At 78.5% G+C, this 1,821-nt stretch carries 1 protein-coding gene and 1 pseudogene; both read left to right on the forward strand.

From position 1 onward, the window contains the following. Nucleotides 1-491, forward strand: a pseudogene (locus AB0J52_RS38750) (hypothetical protein); the annotation flags it as partial. Further along, nucleotides 491-1,821: selenocysteine-specific translation elongation factor (selB, locus tag AB0J52_RS38755; RefSeq protein ID WP_500188035.1), on the forward strand; the 1,331-nt coding region annotated here is incomplete at its 3' end. The pseudogene AB0J52_RS38750 and the gene selB, both read left to right, overlap by 1 nt.

Consider the following 1,821-nt stretch of genomic DNA (forward strand, 5'->3'; position numbering starts at 1 on the left):
GCGTCACCGCCACCACCGCCGTCGTCGGCGGAGGCGGCGCACCCGGCGTCCACCTCCCCAGCCACGCCGTCTCCCTGCCCGCCGCCACCGACCCCCTCCTGCGCGCCGCCCGCGTCATCGGACGGCTCGACCACGACCGCCTCCTCCTCGACCTGCGCTCCATCCACCCAACCGACGACGAGAACCTCCGCGCCACCGTGACCAAAGCCCTCACTCCACCCACCCCACCCCCCGCCACCCCGGCCCCGCTCACCGCAGCACCGGCCGCTTCGGCGCTGCCCGGCCCGGCCACCCCGGCTCCGGCCACCCCGGCCGCGGCCGCTACGGCTCCGCCCGCGTCCCCGGCTCCGGCAGCCCCGGCTTCGGCCATTCCGCCCGCGTCCGCCTCGGCTCCGGACGCTTTGGCCTCGGCCACCCCGGACCCCGCCGCCCCGGCCTCCGCCACCCAGGCCGAGCCTTCCGGCCCGGACACCAGCACGGAAGGCCGCTGATGCAGGTCGTCGCCACCGCCGGGCACGTCGACCACGGCAAATCCACCCTCGTCCGCGCCCTCACCGGCATGGAACCCGACCGCCTCGCCGAGGAACGCCGCCGCGGCCTCACCCTCGACCTCGGCTACGCCTGGACCGACCTGCCCTCCGGCGAACGCCTCGCCCTCGTCGACGTCCCCGGCCACGAACGCTTCGTCACCACCATGCTCGCCGGCGTCGGCCCCGTCCCCGCCGTCCTGCTCACCGTCGCCGCCGACGAGGGCTGGATGCCGCAGACCGAGGAGCACCTCGCCGCACTCGACGCCCTCGGCGTCCGGCACGGCGTCCTCGCCGTCACCCGCGCCGACCTCGCCGACCCCCGCCTCGCCCTCCGCCAGGCCCGCACCCGCCTGAAGACCACCGGCCTCGCCGGCGTCGAGGCCGTCACCGTCAGCGCCACCACCGGCGAAGGCCTCCCCGAACTCGTCGCCGCCCTCGACCGCCTCGCCGCGCGCCTGCCCGTCCCCGACCCCGCCGCCCCCGTCCGGCTCTGGATCGACCGCGCCTTCACCGTCCCCGGCAGCGGCACCGTCGTCACCGGAACCCTCCCGGCCGGAACGATCCGCACCGACGACGAACTCCTCCTCATGCCCGCCGGACGACGCGTCCGCGTCCGCGCCATCGAGACCACCAGGCAGCGCGTCGACCACGCCGCCGGCGTCGCCCGCGTCGCCCTCAACCTGCGCGGCGTCCCCCGCGAGGACGTCACCCGCGGCATGGCCCTGGTCAGCCCCGCCGGCTGGACCACCGCCACCACCGTCGACGTCCGCACCCGCTTCGGCGAGGCCTCCGGCCGCCTCGCCCGCCAGATGACCCTCCACATCGGCTCCGCCGCCGTCCCCGTCCGGCTCCGCCCCCTCGGCCCCGACACCGCCCGCCTCACCCTCAACCACCGCCTCGCCCTCCACGTCGGCGACACCGCCCTGCTCCGCGACCCCGGACGCCGCGCCGTCGCCGGAGTCAGCGTCCTCGACGTCCGCCCGCCCACCCTCGTCCGCCGCGGCGCCGGAGCCGAACGCGCCCGCGAACTCGCCACCTGGCCCGACCGCCCCGACGGCGCCCACGTCCTGCGCCGCCACGGCGTCCTCCGCCGCGCCGACCTCACCGTCATGGGCTGCCAGCCGCCCCCCGGCGCCGTCGCCCTCGACGGCGACTGGCTCGCCGACCCCGCCCACTGGGAAGCCCTCCACCGCCGCCTCGCCGACGAGGTCGCCCGGCACGCCGCCGACCGGCCCCACGCCCCCGGTCTGCCCGTCGAGACCGCCCGGCTCCGCCTCGCGCTGCCCGCCCG

This window comes from Spirillospora sp. NPDC049652 (genome assembly GCF_040675125.1).
Classification (GTDB): Bacteria; Actinomycetota; Actinomycetes; order Streptosporangiales; family Streptosporangiaceae; genus Spirillospora.